Here is a 15381-nt window from a genome sequence, read left to right as displayed (position 1 = left end):
GTGTCCTGTTTCAAAGGATACAGTTTGTGTATTTTCATCGTATTCTCGTGCATCGGCATTTTGACAGATTGTCTTCTTTTTCTGGTTATTTATTCTTTTATGGATATATGTGAACGTATATGTAGGGAAATGCATACATACGTGTCCGACAGGGATTTTTATGCCTTTTGAGACCCCTCTATTTATTGAGCCACCTCTTTCAATATCTCCTCTATTTTCTGAAAGAGTTGTCCTATGTGCGCTCCGTCCACAAAAGCATGGTTTACAGTGAAAGCGATGGGCATTACCAGTCTTCCTTCGCGTGGCACTACTTTGCCGGCATTCATCAGCGGATAGTCTAATGGATGGTCGGGAGCCATTTGTGTATAGGTGAGTGAAGTGAAATAAAGCTGAGGCGTGGCACTCAGTTGGATAATATCAAAATCTCCCTGTTCTTTAATGACTTTTTCGGCTCCATACGGGTCACCCTCTTCGGGGATGTTATGGACGATGTGATATGCTTCGGCATAAAACCGTTCAAAATCTGCATGGTAAGGGATGCGGACTGTGTAGAAAGTCTTGCCGGGTACAGCGATAGGTGATATGATGTCCACCTGATCGTGATAAACCACCTGTCCGTTTTTATCTGTACGGAAACGGAATTCTTTCACTTCATTGGCAGCACGTAGCACAGCATACAGGTAATACAGGAAAAAAGAGCGCTTGGCGGCTTTTGCAGCTGGAAATGCTTCAGTGCAATCCACTTCACTGGTAATGGATATCCATGAATTATGGAAGTTGCGGAAAAAATTATAATTGTCCCGGCGTTCCCAGGTTTCAATATCTATTATATGTTTCATTTATTTTACGGGTTTAAAAGAATGGTACATGAAGTGCGCTCCCAGCAGTATGAACGGAATGCTGAGCCATTGCCCCATGTTCAGCATCATACTGTCTTCAAAGGCTTCCTGGCTGGCTTTTATAAACTCTACAAGGAAGCGGAAGGTGAATATGGTAGTGAGGCAGTAGCCGAAATAGAAACCGGGGTATAGCGTGGTTTTGTACTTTTTATACAACCGCAAGCCTATGATAAAAATCAGAAGATAGGCGATGGCTTCGTAGAGTTGTGCCGGGTGGCGGGGTTGCATATCTTCGTGCGGAAAAATGAACGCCCAAGGAACATGAGTTACCGTACCTACTATTTCACCATTCATCAGGTTACCTAAACGGATAAAACAACCTGCCAGCGGGGTGGCGATGGCTATATTGTCTAGTACAGTCAGGAACTTCAATTTTACACGGCGTGAATAGATCCATAAGGCGAGCATTAGTCCGATGGTTCCTCCATGGCTGGCAAGACCTTGATAACCGGTCCATTTTATCCCAGAATCGGTAATCTTGACGGGCAACAGCATTTCTACAGGGTGAGAGAGCCAATAGCCTGGCTCATAGAACAGACAATGTCCCAAGCGAGCACCGATAACAATACCCAGCAGGCAGTAAACGAACAGGGAATCAAATTTTTCGTAAGGAATTTTTTGGTCTTGGTAGAGTTTGTATATCACCCAGTAGGCCAATGAAAGCCCTGTAACGAACAATACGGAGTAATAACGGATGGAAATGCCGAAAATGGAAAAGATTTCTATATCGGGATTCCAAAGAATGGCTGACAGTGTATTCATATCTTGAATTTTTGTGCAACTTTGCGGTAAGTGGGCATATCCACATCCATCTTTTCGCCCAGTGCGATCATATCAAACAATAGTCCTTGTATTTCGGACTCGTGTCCTTTGGCTATATCTTTTTGCATGGATGCGGTACTGTCCGGGTCTAATTTGTCAATCACTTTTAAGTTGTATCCTATCGGGTCTTCCGCATAGGTAATTCCCATTTTGCGGCCTATTTCAGAACTTTCCTTGGACAGACCGATGAAAGTGTCGCGTTCTGCTCCGGGATGTTGCAGAGGACCCATCGGGACATCATGGTAGGCACCTGTGCAGGCCATAGCCGAGATGAATGACCATTTGATGAAGGTGTCGCGATTGATATCATCCGAAATATCGGCTTTGATCCCTGCTTTTCTTAGTACATCGGCAATGGTTTCCAGACGTTCCGGAGCCACACCCTGTTGGGGACGTGCACCGAAAACCAGCCGGAATATTTTGCCCATTTGTGTGATTTCACCCGGTCCGGAAACGAAACCTACGATGTAGATGCATCCATCCAGTACTGTTACATGTGGAACAAGTTGCCCGATGCGGGGACCTGTACCGTAAACATTCAGGATGGGGATAATCAAGGTATCTTTATCCGAGGCTTTTTCCAACAGATCTTTGATGGAATCCAGGGAATAGCCCTTCACGCATACAAAAATTACGTTGGCCTTCTCGTTGTATTCCTCGGCTGTGCAGGCTTGTATAGGTAGAAAGTGATTACCTTTTAAGTCTGATCTAAGGTGAAGCCCTTTTTCACGAATGGCTTCCAGATGCTTGCCACGGGCAATGCATGTTACGTCTTTTCCTGCTAAAGCAAGGAAACCGGCGATGCTTCCTCCAACGCCGCCGGTTCCCACGATTAAATATTTTTCCATGTTAGTTGTATTTTGTTTTAGGAAACAAAACACTGACTTATCGGTCTGCCATCAGTTTTGCTGGTTTCCTGATGTTTTTTCATGCATTGCATGACAAGTCTTTTGCGTTTTGATTTACCTTATACATTGAAACGGAAGTGCATGATGTCACCGTCCTGTACTACGTATTCTTTACCTTCCACGCCCATTTTTCCAGCCTCTTTCACGGCGGCTTCCGAACCATATTTAATGTAGTCTTCGTACTTGATTACCTCGGCACGGATAAATCCTTTCTCGAAATCGGTGTGGATGACTCCTGCACATTGGGGGGCTTTCCATCCTTTACGATAGGTCCAGGCTTTTACTTCCATTTCTCCGGCGGTGATGAAGGTTTCCAGTTCCAGCAGGTGATAAGCCGATTTGATCAGACGGTTTACACCTGATTCTTTCAGACCGACTTCCTGAAGGAACATCTGGCGGTCTTCATAGGTTTCAAGTTCTGCGATATCGGCTTCGGTTTTGGCGGCTACGACCAGAATTTCTGCATTTTCTTCTTTTACGGCTTCGCGTACTTGTTCTACATATTTATTGCCGGTAGCAGCACTTGCTTCGTCCACGTTGCATACGTACATCACTGGTTTGCTGGTCAGCAAGAACAGTTCTTTTGCGATTTTTTGTTCGTCTTTGCTGTCAAATTGTACGGTACGCGCAGATTTGCCTTGTTCCAATGCGTCTTTATATTTAACAAGGATGTCGTACATTTGTTTTGCTTGTTTGTCACCGCCCGTCTGTGCCTGTTTTTGTACTTTTTGAATACGGCTTTCAATGGTTTCCAAATCTTTCAGCTGGAGTTCGGTGTCAATGATTTCTTTGTCACGTACCGGATCTACACTACCGTCTACATGAGTTACATTTTCATCGTCAAAACAACGGAGTACGTGCAGGATAGCATCTGTTTCACGGATATTTGCCAGAAACTTGTTTCCCAGCCCTTCACCTTTGCTAGCCCCTTTTACAAGTCCTGCAATGTCAACAATTTCTACAGTAGTGGGAACGATACGTCCCGGATGAACCAGTTCGGCAAGTTTGGTCAGGCGTTCATCAGGAACGGTGATGACACCTACATTCGGTTCGATGGTACAGAAAGGAAAGTTGGCTGCTTGAGCCTTTGCATTCGATAAACAATTAAAAAGTGTCGACTTTCCTACGTTTGGAAGACCGACAATACCACATTGTAAAGCCATTATCTATTTGTTTTTTTGATTATTATCTATCTATTTGTTTGCAAAGATAACCATTCTTTTTGTATCAGACTTCATATTGAAGTCAGATTTGGCTTTTTTATATGCGAAAAGGGGGAGGCTTGTTACGAAACAGAAAGGGCAACCGTCACGGCTGCCCTTTCGTCGAGTTTTTATGAAAAGTGTTAGATTGTTAGAATAGATTTATTTGTCCATAGTTACGGTCATTTCGGGTACTAATATATATTCTTTCTTTTTAGAGTTCCATTTGTAATATTCAGTAGTCATACTTTTATTGCCATAAGTATAACGAATGCAGAGGTTATTTTCCCAGCGGTTTTTGTTACTGTTCCATTTTTGCGCCTCGTCCTCAGTACGTTGGTTGTTGGCGTCATACTTGTAATTGTGCTTCATATAATTAGTAAGCATGGTGCCTTCCATTTTAAAAATCGTTTCCGAAACAACTACTCCATTTACTTCTTCTGCATTGTAAATCAGGTTGTCACCCGGATTTCCTGCAAAAACTGTAAGGTTAGCAATAAATAAAATTGCTACAACGAGCATTCCTTTCAAAAAATTGATCTTTTTCATGATATTGATATATTAGATTGTTACTTTCATATTGTTTTTAAAAGCGGTGCAAATGTACGAAAGAAAATTGAATCTCCTAACATTTCTGCTAGAAAATGATGATATTTTTGCAAAATGTCACTGATTAAACAAATATTAAGAATTGTATAATGGCTATTTGTTATAATTGTCTTGTCTTTGTGTTTTCCACTTATGTCTGGGATGGCAAATGAAAAGCTCAATGGATTGGAAAATACCATTGAGCTTTTATGATATAAATACTTTACATATAGTACTATCTATCTTGCTAATAGTTGGTTTATGTATGCTTTAATGTGCTTCAAGCCAGTTGCTTCCCCAACCGCAGTCTGCACGTAAAGGTACTTGCATACGGTAGGCATTTTCCATCTCTTCAATCACAATCTTCTGTACTTTTTCCTTTTCTTCGGGTAGAATGCTGAAATTTAACTCATCATGTACCTGAAGTATCATTTTGGACTTTATACTTTCAGATTGAAAGCGCTGGTATATGCGTACCATAGCTACCTTGATAATATCGGCTGCACTTCCTTGGATAGGAGCATTGATGGCATTCCGTTCGGCATATCCGCGCACAACCGAATTTCTGGAATTGATATCCGGAAGATATCGTTTACGGCCGAATATGGTTTCAATATATCCTTGTCCGCGGGCAAGGTCAATGCTTTTGTCCATATATTCCTTTATTTGGGGATAAGTTTCGAAGTAGCCGTCTATTAGTTCTTTTGCCTCTTTGCGGTCTACATTCATACGTTCTGCCAGTCCGAATACGCTGATGCCGTAGATGATACCGAAATTAGCTGTTTTTGCTTTACTGCGTTGTTCGCGGGTAACTTTATCTATACCTATCTTATATACTTTTGCTGCGGTGGCGGCATGAATGTCATCTCCTTCCTTGAAAGCCTCTATCATATTGGTATCTCCGCTAAGGTGTGCCATAATGCGTAGCTCAATCTGTGAATAGTCGGCGGAGAAAAATTCGCAGCCATCATCGGGGATGAAAGCCTTACGGATTTCCTTGCCGTCTTCGTTGCGGATAGGGATGTTCTGAAGGTTCGGGTTGCTGGAACTGAGCCGGCCGGTCGCAGTGACCGTTTGATTGAACGAAGTATGAATTTTACCTGTTTCTTTATTAATCAATAGGGGCAGAGCATCAATATAAGTACCGAGAAGCTTCTTCAGACCGCGGTGTTCCAATATCTTGCCTACTATTTCGTGTTTTCCTCGCAGACTTTCCAATACTTCTTCACTGGTGACATATTGTCCGGTTTTGGTTTTCTTGGCCTTCTCCACGATGCGCAGTTTGTCAAAAAGCACTTCACCTACCTGTTTGGGTGAAGCTATGTTGAAATCCGTACCTGCCAGTTGGTGCACTTCTTCTTCTATTTGGTTCATGCGGGCGGTGAAATGTTCCGAGGTCTGTTTTAAGGCTTCAGTGTCTACACGTACACCGTTGCGTTCCATATAAGCAAGTACGGGTACCAGGGGCATTTCTATTTCGTAGAAGAGTTTTTCCGCATCGTTGGTTTTCAATTCTTGTTCCAAGATGTTTTTCAATTTCAGTGTGACATCAGCATCCTCGCATGCGTACTTATAGATAGCTTCGGGGGAGAGGTCGCGCATATTCTTTTGACCTTTGCCTTTAGGACCAATCAGTTCTTCGATGTGGATAGTCTGATAATGCAGGTAGATTTCGGCAAGGTAGTCCATGTTGTGACGCAATTCCGGTTGTAGTACATAATGTGCCACCATGGTATCGAACAGGGGACCGCGCACTTCGATTCCGTAGTTGCCCAGTACCAGCATATCGTATTTTATATTTTGCCCTACTTTCAATACTCCTTCTTTTTCGAAAGCCGGCCGGAACTCATTAACTATTTTTTGCGCTTCAGCCCGATCGGCAGGTACAGGAACATAAAATGCTTGATTTTCGGCATAGCTGAAGCTCATTCCCACGAGTTCTGCGGTGATGGGATCGGTTCCTGTTGTTTCTGTGTCTAGACTGAAAATTTCTTTTGTAAGTAAGTTTTGTAATAATTCAGTTCTTTTCTCTTCTGTATCAACGAGTTGATAGTCGTATTTTAAATTATCTAAACATGCTAGATTCGAATATTTCTCACTTTCCGTCCCTCCGTCGGTAAATTCTGCAAAGAGATTGCCTTGAGGAGAAGACGGGGAAGCGGGTGATTCACCGTTCGAAGCTGGTTCGCCGAAAAGGGAGAGTTGTCCCGAACCGTTCGGCGTATTTCCCTGCCGGGCGCTTCCTCCCGGTGTACGGTTTCGTCCTTGCGGGTCGTTTCCGGTCGCATCGGGGTATGTTCCGGCGAAGGCGGATTTCTTGTCTCGGTTGAAAACGCGGTCGATGAGGGTACGGAACTCCATCTCTTCAAAAATCTTCCGTAGTTCCTCTTCATTCGGTTCTTCTCTTTTCAGTTCGTCCATGTTCAAAGCGATGGGGACATCAATCTTGATAGTTGCCAGAAACTTGGAGAACTCAATCATTTTCCGGTTAGTTTCCACTTTGGTCTTCAAGGCTCCTTTCAGTTCGGCAGAGTGGGAGAGGAGATTCTCGATGCTGCCATATTGCGCGATTAACTTTTGTGCTGTTTTCTCGCCCACGCCCGGACAACCGGGAATGTTGTCGGAACTATCGCCCATCAGTCCCAGCATATCAATGACTTGTGCGGGTGACTGGATATCGAACTTTGCCTTTACCTCTTCTATTCCCATCACTTCAAAACCGCCTGTATGCTTGGGACGGTACATGAAGACATTTCCGCTCACCAGTTGGCCATAGTCTTTGTCCGGTGTCATCATATAAGTAGTGATCCCCCGTTTGCCGGCTTCGGTGGCCAGTGTACCGATCACGTCGTCGGCCTCGTATCCCGGTACTTCCAGAATAGGAATACGGTAGGCCCGTATAATATCCTTTATAATGGGTACGGACAAACGGATTACTTCGGGTGTTTCTTCACGTTGTGCCTTATACTGTTCATAGGCTTCGTGCCGGAAGGTGGGACCGGCGGGATCAAATGCCACACCGATGTGCGTAGGATTTTCTTTCTTCAAGACCTCTTCCAGTGTATTGACAAATCCCAGTACGGCTGAAGTGTTGAAACCCTTGGAGTTAATACGCGGGCTTTTGATGAAAGCGTAATACGCACGGTATATTAATGCATAAGCATCTAATAGAAAAAGTTTGTCCATTCTTAAAAATCTTTAGTTTTTTCATTGTAAAAGTACAAAAAAATACCGTATTCCGTCTTTTATTACTACTTTTGTGCACAAATTAACCTGCATGGACAAATTACAGCAAATCAAATTGCCTATTGACAAGGAGTTTGAGGAATTTAGAAGGTTGTTTGACTCTTCGCTCCAAAGTTCCAATTCTTTACTTAGTGAGGTGTTATCCTATATTAAGCAGAGAAATGGCAAGATGATGCGTCCCATATTGGCGTTGTTGATTGCTAAATTATTCGGTGAAATCAATGATTCTACGCTTCATGCGGCTCTTTCATTGGAGTTGCTCCATACGGCCAGCCTGGTGCACGATGATGTGGTGGATGAGAGTGACAAGCGCCGTGGGCAGTCTTCGGTAAATGCTATCTATAATAATAAGGTGTCGGTTCTGGTAGGCGACTATATGCTGGCAACTAGCCTGAAGCATTCTGCCATGACCCGCGAGATTACAATTGTAGATTTGGTGGCTTGTTTGGGACAGAACTTATCTGAAGGCGAGATTATTCAATTGGCGAATATTAATGCTTCTGAGTTCTCGGAAGAAGTGTATTATGATGTCATTCGTAAAAAGACGGCTGCATTGTTTACTGCCAGTGCGGAAGCGGGGGCTATTTCGGTGCATGCATCCGATGAAATGGTGAAAAATGCTCGTCTGTTTGGCGAAATGATTGGTATTGCTTTCCAGATAAAGGATGATATTTTCGACTATTATTCTTCTGATGAGATAGGTAAACCTACCGGGAACGATATGCGTGAAGGGAAGCTGACATTGCCGGCTTTGTATGTGTTGAATATGTTTGATGATGAGGAGATGCGGAAACTGGCGCTACGCATCCGGGCATTAGACGCTTCGGATGAAGATATTGCCCGTTTCATCGAATATACTAAGGTGAAGGGAGGGATAGAGTATGCCAGGCAGGCAATGGTGGATTATCGTAATAAAGCGTTGGCTTTACTTCCACAATCAGCCGGTCAAGCTGTAAAAGATGCTTTGACTGCTTATATTGATTATGTGATTGAAAGAGATAAATAGTACGATTGTTGAAGATATGTACCTCAAAAAGTTCGGGCGTGGTCCTTTATACAATAAGGACCACGCCCGAACTTTTTGAGGTACGCCTTTCTTTGGTAGTTTAAAATAACCGGAATAGATAAGGCTCATTCCGGTCACTTTAAATGTGGTTGTTATTTAAATAGTGAAACAGTTCTTTGTTTAGAAGAACTTGGTTTCTTGGCCTACAATTTCTGAGAGAAGCAGATTGGCCAGGCGGCTTGTTCCTAAGCGGAATAACTCGTTTGTCAGCCATTCTTCACCTAACACTTCTTTTACAATGGTATAGTAAACCAAAGCATCGTGTACGGTATTAATTCCTCCGGCGGGTTTGAATCCTACTTTGCGGCCTGTTGTCATATAGTATTCTTTGATAGCCTCGCACATCACCAAGGCAGCTTCAGGAGTAGCGGCGGGGTTTTCCTTTCCGGTAGAGGTTTTGATGAAATCGGCTCCGGAATACATCGATAGAATGGACGCTTTTTTGATGTTGGATGCGCTTCCCAGTGCTCCGGTTTCCAAGATCACTTTCAGGTGATGCTCACCACATACAGCTTTTAATTCTTCTATTTCATCACACATTCCTTCGTAATCCCCACTCAGGAACTTGCCTACCGGGATAACGATATCTATCTCATCGGCTCCGGTATGGAGAGCCATAGCTGTTTCGGCTACCTTTACTTCGGTAAAGGTTTGCGAGGAGGGAAAACCGCCCGATACACAGGCTATGTTTACATGATCTGCTTCCAAGGTGTCGTTGACTACTTCTGCCATATTAGGATATACACAGATTGCGGCTACATTGTCCAGATCGGGGTACTTGTCAACAAATTCATTTACTTTTCCGGTGAATTTCATTACACTTTCATCTGAATCAGTACACTTTAAAGTGGTTAGGTCAATGCAATGGAACAGGAATTTCTTTACGTCCGGTGTATTGTTTTCTGCTACATGTTTTTCGATGAGTAGGGCAGTTTTCGCTTTTACATCCTCATCGTGCAAACGGATGTTATACTTGGCAAGTGCTTCTTCGTACTTGCTGTGCTCAGGTCCATGATCGTGGTCATGACGATGTTCATGTCCACCTTCGAATTCGTGATTATGTTCCATAATTCTTTATAATTTGGGATTGTTTTTATGTCTGTCTTTATCTCTATTTGTTTTCTTCTCCAAGTTTTGACGGAAGGCTTCGGTCAGGTTTACTCCGGTCTGGTTGGCCAGACAGATAAGGACCCACAGTACATCTGCCATTTCATCGGCAAGGTTGTCTTTCTCTCCTTGCTTGAAAGACTGATCTCCGTATTTGCGTGCCATCACACGTGCCAGTTCGCCTACTTCCTCGGTCAGAACGACCATATTGGTCAGTTCGCTGAAGTAACGTACACCATACGTTTTAATCCAGCGGTCCACTTCTTTTTGTGCTTCTTCCAGTGTCATTATTCCTTGTTTTTGGTGTCCATACATATAGTAACAGGACCGTTGTTCAGAAGTTCAACTTTCATGTCTGCTCCGAATTCTCCGGTTCCTACTTCTTTGCCCAGACCGATGCTCAGTTCTTGGCAGAAATAATTGTAGAGGGGGATGGCTACATCGTGCTTTGCAGCACGGATATAGGAGGGACGGTTGCCTTTTTTTGTAGATGCGTGTAGTGTGAATTGGCTGATCACCAATATGTTGCCTCCTACCTCTAGGATAGATTTATTCATGACTCCATTTTCATCGTCGAAGACTCTCAATCCTATTATTTTTTTGCATAACCAGTCGGCATCTTCTTGTGTATCAGCTTCTTCAATGCCAACCAATATCATGAATCCTTCTTTTATCGCCGATTTGCATACGCCTTCTATGGTAACAGAGGCGTGGCTTACTCGTTGAATAACTACTCTCATATTTATATTCTTTAATTTCTTGTTAGAAAAATTCTAGTTGTTTATCGGTAATGTTTCCGCTTCTACAATGGACAATATGTTGCCGGCTTCTTGCCTGGACCGATACGAGGCAGAGCATGTCCCTGTAGTAGATGTATGCAAAGGTAGGAAATCCCTTTTATTCTGTGAGATTTTCTTTGATATTTTTAGCGGCTGCTTCACCTACCACGGCTGCAATCTCTTCCAGTGAGGCTTGCCTGATGCGGCTGACGCTTTTGAATGTTTTCAGCAGGGCGGTCTTTCTTTTTTCGCCTATTCCCTTGATATTGTCCAAAGCGGACGCCACCTGACTCTTGCTTCGTTTGTCCCGGTGGAAGGTGATGGCGAAGCGGTGTACCTCGTTCTGTATGTTTTCCAACAGATGGAACAAGGGAGTGCTTTGCTTCACACCGATGGTCAGCGGAGGGAATCCGTATAACAATTCCGAGGTACGGTGCTTGCGGTCTTTGGCCAGTCCGGCTATGGGGATATCCAGATGAAGTTCGTCCTCTATCACTTCTCTCACCACTTCCATTTGCCCCTTTCCACCGTCGGTAATGATGAGGTCGGGCAAGGGGGAACCTTCCTCTATGGCACGGCTATACCGGCGGCGTACCACCTCTTTCATCGAGGCGTAATCGTCGGGTCCGGTCACAGTCTTGATGATGTATTTCCGGTACTCCTTCTTGCTTGGTTTCGCCTTTTTGAAAACGACGCAGGCGGCCACCGCGTCCGAGCCTTGAATATTGGAATTATCGAAACATTCGATGTGGTTCGGTAGTTTTTTCATGTGCAGCTGCTCTTGGATTTCTTTCATCAGACGGACGCTTCTTTGTTCAGGATTCAACTTTTCCGCCTGTTTCAAGCGGTCCACTTTATACTGTTTCACGTTCATTACGGAAAGATCCAGCAAATGCTTCTTTTCTCCTCGTTGGGGAACGGTAAAGGATACATTGTTCATCTCCATATCCAGTTCAAAAGGTACGATGATTTCGCGGGAAGTGCTCTTATATCGTTCACGCATCTCAATAATGCCCAATTGTAGAAGTTCTTCTTTCGTTTCGTTCAGACGTTTCTTGTATTCGAAGGTGAAGGCTTGGTTGATGCATCCGTTTGTGATATGCAGATAGTTGATATAGGCTGAATTTTCTTCCATTTCAATGGAGAACACATCCACATTATGAATGATGGAATTAACGACTTCGCTCTTGGAACGATAGTTTTCTATCAAGTCATATTTCTCTTTTATTTTCTGTGCTTCCTCAAATTTCATTTCGGCAGCAAGCGCTTGCATCTCTTCCATCAGCAGGTCACTTACAATCTGGGTATCTCCTTTCAGAATATTTTTGATTTCACCGATATTCTTCATGTATTCTTCGTGTGACTGCTGCCCGATGCAGGGCCCTTTGCAGTTCTTTATGTGATATTCCAGACATACGTTGAACTTGCCGGCGCGAATGTTTTCGGGACTTAGATTGAGTTTGCAGGTACGGATGGGGTAGAGCTTTTTGATCAAGTCCATCACGGCAAGCATGGAGGGCATGTGACTGTACGGACCATAATAAGAGGACCCGTTGCGGATGACTTGCCGGGTTTTGAAGATACGTGGGAAATATTCGTTGCTTACACAAATAGAGGGGTAAGTCTTGTCATCTTTCAGCAATACATTGTAACGTGGCTTGTATTTCTTTATCAGGTTGTTTTCGAGTAAAAGAGCGTCTTCTTCTGTTTTTACCACGATATAACGGATATCTGCAATTTTGCTGACCAGCAATCGTGTCTTGCCGTTGGGGTGTTCTCTATTAAAATAAGAAGAGACTCTGCGCTTCAGGTTTTTTGCCTTTCCAACGTAGATAATGGTTCCTTCGGAGTTCAAGTATTGGTAAATGCCGGGGCTGTCGGGCAGGTTTAGTACAATTCCTTTCAGATAATCATTGGTTGTAATCTCTTCTTTTTCCATACATGCTTATTGAATATTGCCGGTTGGCAGAACTGTTTCTTGAGTTGATGTTGCAACCGCAACATCCTATATCTTTCGGTTGTAACATTATATATCTTCAAGCTGTAACATTATATATCTTACAGCCTGAAGATATATATCTTTCGGTTTCATCGTCCATCTCATTCCATAGATCTCTTTTTATTGTGAACGATGATGGGGCCCGTTTTGACGGACATGTTGTGTGACACTATAAAGTAAGCAGTGTATCCACCGTGATATCTTCGGGGAATGCCTTTCTGCCGTTCAGACCTCCCAGTTCGATAATGAAATTGATGAAAATCTTTTTGGCGCCACATCTTTGTACCAAGCGATGAGTGGCCGCCATGGTTCCGCCGGTAGCCAATAAATCATCGTGCAGCAGAACCACGTCGTTCTCATCGATGGCGTCTTTATGTATCTGAATGGTGTCGGTTCCATACTCTTTTGCATATGTTTCCTCTACTACTTCTGCGGGAAGTTTGCCCGGCTTGCGTGCCATCACGAATCCGGCACCTAACCGTGCCGCCAGCGCACCACCCATAATGAAGCCACGCGATTCAATACCTACTACTTTGGTGATGCCTTTGTCCTTGTACATCTCGTATAGAGTATCTAGTATTTCCTGCAAGCATTCGGGGTTTTTGAACAGGGTTGTCACATCGTAAAACAGAATTCCCGGAATGGGGAAATCTGGAATTTCTCTTAAGTTTGCTTTAAGCGTTTCTTTGCTCATAACCAGTATTTTATTGTTAGTCTATTAAATTACTTGTTTCACGTGAAACATACCTTGTTTCACCGTCCCAGCAGGACTAGTAAGACATTGATGTCGCTAGGAGAGATACCCGGTATGCGGCTGGCTTGGGCCAAAGTTTCGGGATCTATCTTCATCAGTTTCTGCCGGGCTTCGGTAGAGAGCGAATTCAATGAGTTGTAATCGAACTTGCCTTTGATGCGGATGGCTTCCAGACGATGTATCTTGTCGGCGATCATTCGTTCGCGGTCAATGTATCCTTGGTATTTGATCAGCACTTCGGCAGCTTCAATCACTTCTTCTTTACGGTCGGTAACTTGGTCCAGCATGGCTTTGAAAGCCGGAATGTGGCCGGCTATATTTTCGATGGTAATCTGCGGACGGTTCAGCAGGTCGATTAGTTTGCAGCCGTGTGTCAGACGGGCAGTACCCAAACTTTCCAAAGCATCATTGATTAATGCGGCTTTGATGGAGAAGGTTTTGGCAAAGTCGATGATTTGGTTCACGGCTTCCCGTTTGCTGCAAAGATGTTCGTAACGGTCTTGTTTTACCAGTCCCAGCTTGTAGGCGCGTTCGGTAAGGCGCATATCTGCATCGTCTTGTCGGAGCAGGATGCGGTATTCGGCACGGGAGGTGAACATACGATAAGGTTCGTCCACACCTTTTGTAACCAGATCGTCAATCAAGACACCGATGTAGGCCTCGTCCCGTCCCAGTGTGAACGGTTCGCCACCGTGGCAATTGATGTGTGCGTTGATGCCGGCAATGATTCCCTGTCCGCCTGCTTCTTCGTAACCGGTAGTTCCGTTTACTTGTCCGGCAAGGAACAGGTTCTTGATTATTTTCGATTCCAATGTATGTTTCAGTTGGGTGGGGTCGAAGTAATCATATTCGATGGCGTATCCCGGACGATAGACTACCAAGTCCTTAAATGCGGGTACTTTCTTTAATGCCGCCAACTGTATGTCCATGGGCAGTGAAGAAGAGAACCCGTTCAGGTAAAGTTCCTGTGTGGTTTCTCCTTCGGGTTCCAGGAAAAGCTGATGTTGCGGCTTGTCGGGGAAGGTTACGATTTTGGTTTCTATACTGGGACAATAACGCGGTCCGATGCTTTGGATTTGTCCGTTGAAAAGGGGAGAGTCGGGCAGACCTTTCCGTAGTATCTCGTGTACCTCTTCGTTGGTAAAGCAGGTCCAGCATTGCAGTTGTTTCAGTTTGCGCGGTTCGCTCATGAACGAAAAGCGATGGAAGTCGTTTTCTCCGTCCTGTGTTTCCATCAGGTCGTAGTGTACGCTGCGCCCGTCTATGCGGACAGGCGTACCGGTCTTCATGCGTCCGGCGGTGATTCCGTGGCGGGTGATTGATTCGGTCAGATGGTAGGAGGCAGGTTCGGCCATGCGTCCTCCTGCCAGTTGTTTATGCCCGATGTGCATCAGTCCGTTCAGGAAGGTTCCTGCGGTGAGCACGATACATTTAGCATGGAAAGTCACTCCCCAGCAAGTCATGACTCCAGTCGCTTCGCCGTTTTCCACGATTAGTTCTTCTACGGTATCTTGCCAAATGTGCAGATTGGGAGTATTCTCCAGAATCTCGCGCCATGCCCAGATAAACTTGCCGCGGTCACATTGGGCGCGGGGGCTCCACATAGCGGGACCTTTGGAGCGGTTGAGCATACGGAACTGTATGGCTGTACGGTCTGTAACCAGTCCCATGTAGCCACCTAATGCGTCTATCTCTCTTACGATTTGTCCCTTGGCGATGCCACCTACGGCAGGGTTACAACTCATTTGCCCGATTTTGTTCATATCCATGGTAATCAGGCAGGTCTTCGAACCCATGTTGGCTGCGGCCGCGGCTGCTTCACAGCCTGCGTGTCCGGCGCCTATTACAATAACGTCGTACTTAAAATCCATTGATTTATTTCTTTTTACCGATTGCAAAATTACGAATTTTACTCTGTAAAGCGGTGATAATACGGTTAAAAAGAATGTGTGGCGGCAGAAATCTGTTTCTGCCGCCACATCATACAAACGCTATTCTTAAAGTAAACTAT

General features: G+C 44.3%; 13 protein-coding genes. 1 reads left to right on the top strand and 12 read right to left on the bottom strand.

Annotated features, from left to right (window positions below):
• Positions 1 to 182 precede the first annotated feature (182 nt).
• The 6 genes from RE317_RS00355 to polA all read right to left on the bottom strand — a co-directional run bounded on the left by RE317_RS00355 (position 183) and on the right by polA (position 7605).
• A complete protein-coding gene (locus tag RE317_RS00355; protein WP_118430215.1) occupies positions 183 to 839 on the bottom strand; it encodes a chloramphenicol acetyltransferase in 657 nt (218 codons plus the stop codon).
• Positions 840 to 1661 carry a prolipoprotein diacylglyceryl transferase gene (lgt, locus tag RE317_RS00350; RefSeq protein ID WP_005843938.1) on the bottom strand — a complete coding sequence of 274 codons (822 nt, stop codon included), beginning with the start codon at positions 1659 to 1661 and terminating at the stop codon, positions 840 to 842.
• Positions 1658 to 2569, bottom strand: coding sequence for a ketopantoate reductase family protein (locus tag RE317_RS00345; RefSeq protein ID WP_005849883.1), 912 nt, complete (start codon positions 2567 to 2569; stop codon positions 1658 to 1660). Before RE317_RS00345 ends, lgt begins: the two co-directional genes overlap by 4 nt.
• Before the next feature lie 119 nt (positions 2570 to 2688).
• Positions 2689 to 3792: a redox-regulated ATPase YchF gene (gene ychF / locus RE317_RS00340; RefSeq protein ID WP_005843934.1), complete on the bottom strand. Its 1104-nt coding sequence runs from the start codon at positions 3790 to 3792 to the stop codon at positions 2689 to 2691.
• 201 nt (positions 3793 to 3993) lie between these two features.
• Complete coding sequence (locus tag RE317_RS00335; protein ID WP_005849881.1) at positions 3994 to 4380, bottom strand: DUF3836 domain-containing protein; 387 nt, start codon at positions 4378 to 4380, stop codon at positions 3994 to 3996.
• A gap of 309 nt (positions 4381 to 4689) precedes the next feature.
• Entirely contained in the window at positions 4690 to 7605 is a 2916-nt protein-coding gene (gene polA / locus RE317_RS00330; protein WP_120002694.1) for a DNA polymerase I, read from the bottom strand.
• 91 nt (positions 7606 to 7696) lie between these two features.
• Between polA and RE317_RS00325 the strand changes: the two genes are divergently transcribed.
• A complete protein-coding gene (locus tag RE317_RS00325) occupies positions 7697 to 8671 on the top strand; it encodes a polyprenyl synthetase family protein (RefSeq protein WP_005843928.1) in 975 nt (324 codons plus the stop codon).
• A 180-nt stretch (positions 8672 to 8851) separates the two neighbouring features.
• On the opposite strand, the gene deoC is transcribed toward RE317_RS00325, so the two are convergent.
• The 6 genes from deoC to mnmG form a co-directional block, all read right to left on the bottom strand.
• Positions 8852 to 9799 carry a deoxyribose-phosphate aldolase gene (gene deoC / locus RE317_RS00320; protein ID WP_005843926.1) on the bottom strand — a complete coding sequence of 316 codons (948 nt, stop codon included), beginning with the start codon at positions 9797 to 9799 and terminating at the stop codon, positions 8852 to 8854.
• A gap of 6 nt (positions 9800 to 9805) precedes the next feature.
• On the bottom strand, positions 9806 to 10126 hold the full coding sequence (locus RE317_RS00315) for a nucleotide pyrophosphohydrolase (protein WP_005843924.1): 321 nt from the start codon (positions 10124 to 10126) through the stop codon (positions 9806 to 9808).
• The gene (dtd, locus tag RE317_RS00310) at positions 10126 to 10578 is read right to left on the bottom strand and encodes a D-aminoacyl-tRNA deacylase (protein ID WP_005843922.1); all 453 of its coding nucleotides are present in this window, start codon (positions 10576 to 10578) and stop codon (positions 10126 to 10128) included. Before dtd ends, RE317_RS00315 begins: the two co-directional genes overlap by 1 nt.
• A 157-nt stretch (positions 10579 to 10735) precedes the next feature.
• Complete coding sequence (gene uvrC, locus RE317_RS00305; protein WP_011965089.1) at positions 10736 to 12556, bottom strand: excinuclease ABC subunit UvrC; 1821 nt, start codon at positions 12554 to 12556, stop codon at positions 10736 to 10738.
• A gap of 229 nt (positions 12557 to 12785) precedes the next feature.
• A complete protein-coding gene (locus RE317_RS00300) occupies positions 12786 to 13310 on the bottom strand; it encodes an adenine phosphoribosyltransferase (RefSeq protein WP_005843916.1) in 525 nt (174 codons plus the stop codon).
• Positions 13311 to 13369: 59 nt separating this feature from the next.
• Positions 13370 to 15241 (bottom strand): tRNA uridine-5-carboxymethylaminomethyl(34) synthesis enzyme MnmG, encoded by a 1872-nt coding sequence (mnmG, locus tag RE317_RS00295; RefSeq protein WP_120002693.1) that lies wholly within the window; start codon positions 15239 to 15241, stop codon positions 13370 to 13372.
• Between the last annotated feature and the right edge of the window lie 140 nt (positions 15242 to 15381).

This window comes from Phocaeicola sp. GP0067 (assembly GCF_031119655.1).
GTDB classification, from domain to species: Bacteria; Bacteroidota; Bacteroidia; order Bacteroidales; family Bacteroidaceae; genus Phocaeicola; species Phocaeicola vulgatus.
The sequence above is the reverse complement of the archived record's forward strand: the minus strand, read 5'-3'. Positions and strand labels throughout refer to the sequence as shown.

Coding starts and splice junctions, on each gene's coding strand:
- dtd (WP_005843922.1), bottom strand. CDS start 10,578: ATGAGAGTAGTTATTCAACGAGTAAGCCACGCCTCTGTTACCATAGAA.
- deoC (WP_005843926.1), bottom strand. CDS start 9,799: ATGGAACATAATCACGAATTCGAAGGTGGACATGAACATCGTCATGAC.
- RE317_RS00325 (WP_005843928.1), top strand. CDS start 7,697: ATGGACAAATTACAGCAAATCAAATTGCCTATTGACAAGGAGTTTGAG.
- uvrC (WP_011965089.1), bottom strand. CDS start 12,556: ATGGAAAAAGAAGAGATTACAACCAATGATTATCTGAAAGGAATTGTA.
- lgt (WP_005843938.1), bottom strand. CDS start 1,661: ATGAATACACTGTCAGCCATTCTTTGGAATCCCGATATAGAAATCTTT.
- RE317_RS00335 (WP_005849881.1), bottom strand. CDS start 4,380: ATGAAAAAGATCAATTTTTTGAAAGGAATGCTCGTTGTAGCAATTTTA.
- ychF (WP_005843934.1), bottom strand. CDS start 3,792: ATGGCTTTACAATGTGGTATTGTCGGTCTTCCAAACGTAGGAAAGTCG.
- RE317_RS00315 (WP_005843924.1), bottom strand. CDS start 10,126: ATGACACTGGAAGAAGCACAAAAAGAAGTGGACCGCTGGATTAAAACG.
- RE317_RS00345 (WP_005849883.1), bottom strand. CDS start 2,569: ATGGAAAAATATTTAATCGTGGGAACCGGCGGCGTTGGAGGAAGCATC.
- RE317_RS00355 (WP_118430215.1), bottom strand. CDS start 839: ATGAAACATATAATAGATATTGAAACCTGGGAACGCCGGGACAATTAT.
- RE317_RS00300 (WP_005843916.1), bottom strand. CDS start 13,310: ATGAGCAAAGAAACGCTTAAAGCAAACTTAAGAGAAATTCCAGATTTC.
- polA (WP_120002694.1), bottom strand. CDS start 7,605: ATGGACAAACTTTTTCTATTAGATGCTTATGCATTAATATACCGTGCG.
- mnmG (WP_120002693.1), bottom strand. CDS start 15,241: ATGGATTTTAAGTACGACGTTATTGTAATAGGCGCCGGACACGCAGGC.